This is a genomic window from Caballeronia terrestris, from assembly GCF_001544515.1.
GTDB classification, from domain to species: Bacteria; Pseudomonadota; Gammaproteobacteria; order Burkholderiales; family Burkholderiaceae; genus Caballeronia; species Caballeronia terrestris.
On the sequence record NZ_FCOL02000059.1, the window covers coordinates 21385 to 29250 of the forward strand.

The following is a 7866-nucleotide window of genomic DNA, read 5'->3' on the forward strand; positions in this document are numbered from 1 at the left end:
GGCTGCGCTCGATTATAGGGGCGCGGTCCGGCGGTCAAAAATGGGGGTTTTACACGTCGATGCCGCCCGCCGCGATCAGCGTTTCGATGCGCGCGGGCGTGAACGGCGGGCGCGGGGCGGCGGCGTCCCAGCCGAAATACGTCGCGGCCGCCGCGCCGCAGATGCGCCCCTGGCACGGTCCCATGCCGCAGCGCGTGTGCAATTTCGCGTCGCGCCAGTTTGCGTGCGCGGCGACCGCGCCGACGCTCACGTCCTCGCAGCGGCACAGCAGCGTCTCCGGCGACGGCAGCGCGCAGGCCGCCTCGCCGAGTTCGAACGCAACGGCGACACGCGCCGCGAAGCGCCGCCAGCGCTCACGCTCACGACGATCCCGCGCGGCGCGCTCATCGTCGATGCCGAGCGCCGCGTATGCCGCGAGCGCGCCTTCGACGCTCGCCAGCTCCATCCCGCCGACGCCCGTGCATTCGCCCGCCGCGAAAATTTCCGCGACGGTCGTGCGCTGGTTTTCATCGACGCGCACGGCGCCTTGAGCATCGATCCCGCAGCCGAGCGCCTGCGCGAGCGTCACGTTCGGCACGAGGCCGTAGCCGCATGCGATGCGGTCTGTTTCGATCGTTCGCTCACTTTTACCGACGCGAATCGTCACCGCTTCGACGCGGTTCGCGCCGTGCGCCTTCACGACGACCGCGCCCGCGCGATACCGCGACAAGCCTATCCCGCGCAACAGCTCCACTGCCTGTGCGAGCTTGACAGGCGTCGCAGCCAGTGACACGCCAAAGCGCATCAACCGATGCCACGCCGCCTGCTCGACCACCGCGCGTACGTCGGCGCCGCGCATGGCCGCAGTCGCTGCCGCCGCGAGCAGCAACGGCCCGCTGCCCGCAATCACCACGCGCTCGCCTTTCACTGGCATGCCGCCCTTGATCAGCGCCTGCAAGCCGCCCGCGCCGGTGACGCCGGGCAGCGTCCAGCCGTCGAAGGGAAGCAGGCGCTCGCGCGCGCCCGTCGCGAGCAGCAACTGCGCGTATTCGATGCATGCGGGTGCGTCCTCGCGTTCGAGCAAAAGCCGCTTGCCGCCGAGCGTCGCGATGGCTTTCGTGCTGTGCAGCAACGTCAGATTCGCGCGCGGTGCGGTATCGGCGAGCCAGCTTTCGAGCGGCTTCGATGCCGCGAAGCCCGGTCCCTGCCGCCAGATTTGCCCGCCGGCGCGCGGGTTGTCGTCGATCAGCGCGATGCGCGCGCCCGCGCTCGCGGCCACGTCCGCCGCGCGCAACCCCGCCGGACCCGCGCCGACGATCGCGAAATCGAAACGCTCGACGTTCATCGCGCGGTCTCGATCGCGAGGCCGTCGCGGCAGAGCATCTGGCATGCGAGGACGTGCGCGCGACCGTCGATGCTCACGCGGCATTCCTGGCACACGCCCATGCCGCACAGCGCCCCGCGCGGCTCGCCGGACACGGAACGGCGCGTTTGCAACAATCCGTGGATCGCGAGCGCGGCAGCGACGGTCGTGAACGCCTCGACGCTGAGCGTTTCGCCGTCGATCGTGACGCAAACCGTGTCAGCCATGGGCGTGCTCCATCGAAAAGCGTGTCGGGGAAAACGCGGCGGGATCGATCGGGCAATCGTGCTTCAGCATTTGCGAGACGAGCAGCTTCGCCGTGCCGAGCGACGTCGTTACGCCAAGTCCTTCGTGCCCGACGGCAAGCCAGACGTCCTCGGAAAACCGGCCGATCAGCGGCAATCCATCCGGCGATGCCGCGCGAAACCCGGTCCACGCGCGGATCGCGTTCATCGCAGGTAAATGCGGCAGATAACGCGCCGCGCGTCCGAGCATCGCGGCGAGGACATCCATTTCGACGGCGCCGTCGAGGTTGCCGAATTGTCGCGACGATCCGATCAGCAATTGCCCGGTCGGGCGCGGCTGCGCATTGAAGGCGACGGACGTGCCGGTCGCGTGATGCGCGCTCTTGATATAGCCGAGTTCGAGCAGTTGATGGCGGATCGCGGCGGGATAGCGGTCCGTTATCAGCAGATGACCTTTTTTGGCTTCGAGCTTCACGCCTGGCACCAAGTCGCGTGCCGCCAGCCCGTTTGCCACGATCACATGCGCCGCCGCGCGCGTTTCGCCAGTGGAAAGCGTCACGCGGCCGCGCTCGATCCGCACGGCTTCGCAGCCAGTCGAAACACGGATGCGCCCCGCGTGCGGCGATTCCATGAGTAGCCATTCGGCAGCACGCGGCGCGTACACGATGCAATCGTCCTCGATCAGCAAGCCGCCTTGCATCGCGTGACTCAGCGCGGGTTCGCTCGCGCGCAACGCGGACGCATCCAGCATCTCCGCCCGCACGCCCTGCTCTGCGAGCGCCTGCTGCATGTCGCGCGCGGCGGCGAGTTCCTCGCCGTCCTCGGCGACCCAGAGCGTGCCACAACGCGCGAACGCATCGCACGCGCGCAGTTTCGGCGCGAGGTCGAGCCACAGACCGCGTGAATAATGCGACAGCGCGAATTCCGCCGCCGAATCGTTCATCACGACGATGTGGCCCATGCCCGCCGCCGTCGCCCCGCCGCCGATACCGCGCGCATCGAGCACCTCGACATCGAGACCGTGCGCCGCGAGTTCCGCCGCGCACGCCGCGCCGACGATCCCCGCGCCCACGACGATCGCATCCGCGCTCATCGCGCGCCGCTTGCAGGGATGCCCCACGCGAACGGATCGCGCTCGTCGAAGCAAAGTCGGCCTTCGCCCATGATGTGGGCGTGGCCGGTGATCGTCGGGATGACCTCTTTGGCATCGCTCAACGCGTAGCTCGCCTCGAACACGCTGCCGATCACACTCTCCTGCCGCCACACGCCGCCCGGCGCGAGCAGGCCCTCGGCGGCGAGGCACGCGACTTTCGCGCTCGTGCCGGTGCCGCATGGCGAGCGGTCGTAGGCGCTTCCGGGGCACAGCACGAAGTTGCGGCTGTCGACGCCCTCACGTGGCGAAACCGCGAACAATTCGATGTGGTCGATGTACGCGCCATCCGCCCCCGTAATGTTTTGCGCGTGCAGCGCGTCGCGGATGGCGTCCGTGAACTCGGTGAGCGCCGGAATCTGCGCGGGCACGAGCGCGCGCCCGTGATCGGCGGCGAGAAAAAACCAGTTGCCGCCCCACGCGACGTCGCCCGTCAGCGGGCCGTGGCCCGGCACGTCGACCGTCACCGCCCGCCGATGCCGGTACGCCGGCACGTTGCGCACGCTGACGCTGCCGTCGTCGTTGAGCGTCGCCTCGACGATTCCAACCGGCGTCTCGATCCGATGCCGCCCCGGCGCGATCCGGCCCATATGCGCGAGCGAGACGACGAGCCCGATCGTTCCGTGCCCGCACATGCCGAGATAGCCGACATTGTTGAAAAAGATGACGGCGGTGGCGCACGTGGGGTCGTCGGGCTCGCACAGCAGCGCGCCGACGATCACGTCCGACCCGCGCGGCTCGGTGACGATGCCCGCGCGCCAGTCGTCGAATTGCGTGCGAAAGACGTGAAACCGTGCGGCGAGCGTGCCGCGCCCGAGGTCCGGGCCGCCCGACACGACGAGGCGGGTTGGCTCACCGCCCGTGTGCGAATCGATGATGTCGAGGGTTTTCATGCCGCTATCGTAAAAACGCGCGCGCGGCGCGTCTTGGCGCGGCTAGCCGGAATTGATGACGATTTCGGCACAAGAGGAAGCGCTGGGAAGCTATGCCGAAATCGGCACGCGGGACGCACGATTCGCGCAAGACGCGGCGTTTTGCGCTGCTTACACTTGGCCGTACATTCACTTGAGGAGAGGCGCCGTGGCGCATATCTGGGAAGGCGTGATCCCCGCCGTCACAACCAAGTTCAACGCGGATTTCAGCATAGACCGCGCGTGGACCAAGAAGAACATCGAAGCGCAGATCGAAGCGGGCGTCGACGGCATCATTGTGTGCGGATCGCTCGGGGAAGCCTCGACGCTCTCGCTCGACGAAAAGCTCGACGTGCTCGACATCGCCGTCGACGCTTCGCGCGGCCGCGTGCCGGTGCTCCTGACGATCGCGGAAAACAGCACGCTCGACGGCTGCCGCCAGGCCGAACAGGGCGCGCCGCGTGGTGCGTCGGGTTACATGGTGCTGCCGGGGCTGCGTTATTTGTCGGACCGGCGCGAGACGCTGAACCACTTCCGCATGGTCGCCGATGCGAGCCCGCTGCCGATCATGGTCTACAACAATCCGTTGGCCTACGGCGTCGACGTGACGCCGAAGATGTTCGCGGAACTCGCCGAGGAGAAGAAATTCGCGGCGATCAAGGAATCGTCGGGCGACGTGCGTCGCATCACCGATCTCATCAACGAGACCGGCGACCGATATTCACTCTTTTGCGGAGTCGACAACCTCGCGATGGAAGCGATCCTGATGGGCGCGCAGGGCTGGGTCGCCGGGCTCGTCTGCGCATTCCCGAAGGAAACGGTCGCGATCTACCGGCTGCTGCGCGCGGGACGCGTCGAGGAAGCGCGCGCGATCTACCGATGGTTCGCGCCGCTCCTCGCGCTGGATGTCTCGCACAAGCTCGTGCAGAACATCAAGCTGGCGGAAGCGATCGTCGGATTGGGGACGGAGCCGGTTCGGCCGCCGCGTCTGCCGCTTGCCGGCGACGAGCGTCGCGACGTCGAAGCGCTGATCCGCCATTCGATCGAAACACGTCCCGCGCTGCCTTCCCTCTGATCACACGTTGGACTTGGTCAAAAAAATGCCGTCTCGCGACGGCATTTTCAGTTTCAGTTCAGGCGGCGATGACTCCATCCGATTCATGCTCGGTCTCGCCCGCCTCGTCGCCATACAGATGAAGCAAGCGATAACCGCTCTTGTACACCGGTTGCAGCCGGAAATGATTCACCGGCTCGATTTCCAGCGCGAGGCGCAGCCGTGAGACGTGGCTGTCGATCGTGCGCGTGGTTTCGCGGAATTCGCGGCCCCACACCATCGCGAAAATGTGATCGCGCGAAAGCACGCGGCCAACGTTCGAGAAGAACAGCATCGCGAGGCGGAATTGCGTGCCGCTCAACTGCACCGGCTTGCCGCGCACGGTGACGGTCTGCTGGCGCGCGTCGAAGCGATAGCAGCCGACTTCCAGGCTGGTCGACGTCTGTTGCGGATACGCGCGCCGCAGCAGTGCCTCGACGCGCGCGCCGAATTCGGCGGCGCGCACCGGGTGGACGAGGAAATCGTCGGCGCCAGCGGTCAGCGCGCGCACGACGTTGTGCTCGGCGCCGTCGGCGGTCACGAACAGCACCGGTACGCGCTCACCGAAGCTCGAACGCACCGACTTCAGCAGATCGAGTCCGCAGAGGCCGGTGGAATGCCAGTCGAGGATCAGCATGTCGACGGTGGAGCGCGAGAGCGCCTTGGACATCACGAGGCCGTCGCCGAACACATGACAGGTATGGCCCAGGCGTTTGACGAGTTCGCCAATGAGGACGCGGTGGGTGGGATCGGTTTGAAGTACTGCAACACGCATGAAATCGGGCCCGGTGAGTCTGAAGGATGCGGCGACGTTCGTTTTCCGGCGGTACCGAAGTTTTCATCGCCTGCGATCTTGTGACGAATTCTCACGAGACCGTGCACAGAAGCCGGATTCTGAAGAAGCGCCGCGGCCTGTCCCATTAGATAAGTCTTAATTTTTTACATATAAACGGGGCCGGATGATGCTTCAGATGGAGCGCTTGCATACATCCTGTAACATCCGAGGCTTGGCAGAGTTCCCGCCTTCGCGTGGCCACCAGCCCATCGGGAAGGAAGGCTGCGCCGTGGCTTCCCGTCGCGCGCGCCGCCGCGGTCCTGGCGCTCATCCCGCGCCGCATTTCCGCAGTCGGACGATGCCCGTTCCTGCGCGCTCACGCTAATTAGTAAGGCGCGCGGCTTTCCCATTTACCGACTACTTCAACGATGCAAGCAACACCTTTGGGCGGCACCGTTCCCGCCGCCGGTCGCGCGCTCACGCGCGGCGACTACAAGACCCTGTCGCTCGCGGCGCTCGGCGGCGCGCTCGAGTTCTACGACTTCATCATCTTCGTGTTTTTTGCGCCGGTGATCGGGCAACTGTTCTTCCCTGCGTCGATTCCCGACTGGCTCCGCCAGTTGCAGACCTTCGGCATCTTCGCGGCCGGTTATCTCGCGCGGCCGCTCGGCGGGATCATCATGGCGCACTTCGGCGACCTGCTCGGCCGCAAGCGCATGTTCACGCTGAGCGTGCTGCTGATGTCCGTACCGACGCTGTTGATGGGCCTTTTGCCGACCTACGCGTCGATCGGACTCATGGCGCCGGTGCTGCTGCTCGTGTTTCGCGTGATGCAGGGCGCGGCGGTCGGCGGGGAAGTGCCGGGCGCTTGGGTGTTCGTGTCGGAGCACGTGCCGAACCGGCACATCGGCTATGCGTGCGGCACGCTGACGGCGGGCCTCACCGCCGGCATCCTGCTCGGCTCGCTGATCGCGGCGGGCATCAACAAGAGCTTCGCAGCGGCCGAAGTCGCGGAGTACGGGTGGCGCATTCCGTTCCTGCTCGGCGGCGTATTCGGCCTCTTTTCGGTGTATCTGCGCCGCTGGCTGCATGAAACGCCGGTATTCGCCGAGCTCCAGAAGCGCAAGTCGCTCGCAGCGGAAATTCCGCTCAAGGCCGTGCTGCGCGACCACGGCCGCGCCGTGATCATCTCGATGCTGCTCACGTGGATGCTGTCGGCGGCGATCGTCGTCGTGATTTTGATGACGCCCACGTTGCTGCAGAAACAGTTCCACATCGCCCCGGCGACCGCGCTGATTGCAAACTGCCTCGCGACGCTGTGTCTGACCGTCGGCTGCGTGCTGGCGGGCGCGATTGCCGGCCGGATCGGCGCGGGCAAGACGATTTTCATCGGCGGCATCGCGCTCGCGATCTCGTACTACACTTTGTTCCAGCAACTGGCCGTCGATACGTCCGTGCTGCTGCCGTGGTACGCGTTCACCGGCTTCACGGTCGGCGTGATCGGCGCGATTCCGTTCGTGATGGTCAAGGCGTTCCCGGCCGTCGTGCGCTTTTCGGGCATTTCATTCTCGTACAACGTCGCGTACGCGATCTTCGGCGGACTCACGCCGATCGCCGTCTCGCTGATGATGAAGTCCAATCCGATGGCGCCCGCGCTCTACGTCGTGGCGCTGTGCGTCGTGGGCGCGGTGACGACGCTTTTCATCCGTAACGCGCCGGAAACGCGCTGAGTTTTTCATCGGCTGAGTGAAATGGCGTGCCCGCGTGGCACGCCATTTTTTTGCCGCGGCGCCGCGCAATCACGTTTCACCGCAGCCCGAAACATCGGACGCAGCGCATCCGTACGATGGCTGTATGAACTCAAACCTCACCTCCTCCCCCGCCGCGCTCAGTGCGCGCCAGATGCTGATCGTCGGCGCGACGAGCGTCGGTTTCGTCGTGTCGCAGCTCGATGTGTCGATCGTCAATGTCGCGCTCGCGAGCCTCGCGCACGATCTCCACGCGAGCCTGCCGAGCCTCCAGTGGACCGTCGATGCCTACGCCCTCGCCTTCGCCGCGCTGATGCTCTCGGCGGGCGCGCTCGGCGACCGCTTCGGCGCGCGGCGCCTGTTCGTCGCGGGGCTCGCGCTTTTTGCGCTGGCGTCGCTCGGATGCGCGTTCGCGGCCGATGCGTCGCAGTTGATCGCGGCGCGCGCGTTGCAGGGCGTAGGCGCGGCGGCGATGCTGCCGAACTCGCTCGCGCTCCTCAACCACGCATGCGGCGACGACCGGCGCCTCCGCGCTCACGCTGTCGGCCTGTGGACAGCGGCGGGCGCGGTATCGATCGCGGCGGGGCCGATCATCGGCGGGA

The 7866-nt window shown here is 66.6% G+C and carries 8 protein-coding genes; 3 read left to right on the forward strand and 5 right to left on the reverse strand.

The window, feature by feature from the left end:
- Positions 1 to 49: 49 nt before the first annotated feature.
- From AWB67_RS28645 to AWB67_RS28660, 4 genes are read right to left on the reverse strand one after another with little or no spacing between them, the layout of a single operon-like run.
- The gene (locus AWB67_RS28645) at positions 50 to 1324 is read right to left on the reverse strand and encodes an FAD-dependent oxidoreductase (RefSeq protein ID WP_087659572.1); all 1275 of its coding nucleotides are present in this window, start codon (positions 1322 to 1324) and stop codon (positions 50 to 52) included.
- Entirely contained in the window at positions 1321 to 1569 is a 249-nt protein-coding gene (locus AWB67_RS28650) for a (2Fe-2S)-binding protein (RefSeq protein ID WP_087659573.1), read from the reverse strand. The genes AWB67_RS28645 and AWB67_RS28650 overlap by 4 nt, the downstream gene beginning before the upstream one ends.
- Positions 1562 to 2680, reverse strand: coding sequence for an NAD(P)/FAD-dependent oxidoreductase (locus AWB67_RS28655; RefSeq protein ID WP_087659578.1), 1119 nt, complete (start codon positions 2678 to 2680; stop codon positions 1562 to 1564). The genes AWB67_RS28650 and AWB67_RS28655 overlap by 8 nt, the downstream gene beginning before the upstream one ends.
- On the reverse strand, positions 2677 to 3630 hold the full coding sequence (locus AWB67_RS28660) for a 4-hydroxyproline epimerase (RefSeq protein ID WP_087659574.1): 954 nt from the start codon (positions 3628 to 3630) through the stop codon (positions 2677 to 2679). The genes AWB67_RS28655 and AWB67_RS28660 overlap by 4 nt, the downstream gene beginning before the upstream one ends.
- Before the next feature lie 187 nt (positions 3631 to 3817).
- Between AWB67_RS28660 and AWB67_RS28665 the strand changes: the two genes are divergently transcribed.
- Positions 3818 to 4723 (forward strand): dihydrodipicolinate synthase family protein, encoded by a 906-nt coding sequence (locus AWB67_RS28665; protein ID WP_087659579.1) that lies wholly within the window; start codon positions 3818 to 3820, stop codon positions 4721 to 4723.
- Positions 4724 to 4781: 58 nt separating this feature from the next.
- On the opposite strand, the gene AWB67_RS28670 is transcribed toward AWB67_RS28665, so the two are convergent.
- Positions 4782 to 5516 (reverse strand): response regulator transcription factor, encoded by a 735-nt coding sequence (locus tag AWB67_RS28670; RefSeq protein WP_087659575.1) that lies wholly within the window; start codon positions 5514 to 5516, stop codon positions 4782 to 4784.
- A gap of 428 nt (positions 5517 to 5944) precedes the next feature.
- Between AWB67_RS28670 and AWB67_RS28675 the strand changes: the two genes are divergently transcribed.
- Together AWB67_RS28675 and AWB67_RS28680 are read left to right on the forward strand one after the other, a co-directional pair.
- Entirely contained in the window at positions 5945 to 7246 is a 1302-nt protein-coding gene (locus AWB67_RS28675; protein WP_087659576.1) for an MFS transporter, read from the forward strand.
- A gap of 124 nt (positions 7247 to 7370) precedes the next feature.
- Positions 7371 to 7866: MFS transporter (locus AWB67_RS28680; RefSeq protein WP_125477710.1), on the forward strand; the 496-nt coding region annotated here is incomplete at its 3' end.

What these genes read in the sequence shown, in the direction of transcription:
- AWB67_RS28645 (WP_087659572.1), bottom strand. Translation starts at nt 1,324, where the DNA reads ATGAACGTCGAGCGTTTCGATTTCGCGATCGTCGGCGCGGGTCCGGCG.
- AWB67_RS28655 (WP_087659578.1), bottom strand. Translation starts at nt 2,680, where the DNA reads ATGAGCGCGGATGCGATCGTCGTGGGCGCGGGGATCGTCGGCGCGGCG.
- AWB67_RS28650 (WP_087659573.1), bottom strand. Translation starts at nt 1,569, where the DNA reads ATGGCTGACACGGTTTGCGTCACGATCGACGGCGAAACGCTCAGCGTC.
- AWB67_RS28675 (WP_087659576.1), top strand. Translation starts at nt 5,945, where the DNA reads ATGCAAGCAACACCTTTGGGCGGCACCGTTCCCGCCGCCGGTCGCGCG.
- AWB67_RS28660 (WP_087659574.1), bottom strand. Translation starts at nt 3,630, where the DNA reads ATGAAAACCCTCGACATCATCGATTCGCACACGGGCGGTGAGCCAACC.
- AWB67_RS28670 (WP_087659575.1), bottom strand. Translation starts at nt 5,516, where the DNA reads ATGCGTGTTGCAGTACTTCAAACCGATCCCACCCACCGCGTCCTCATT.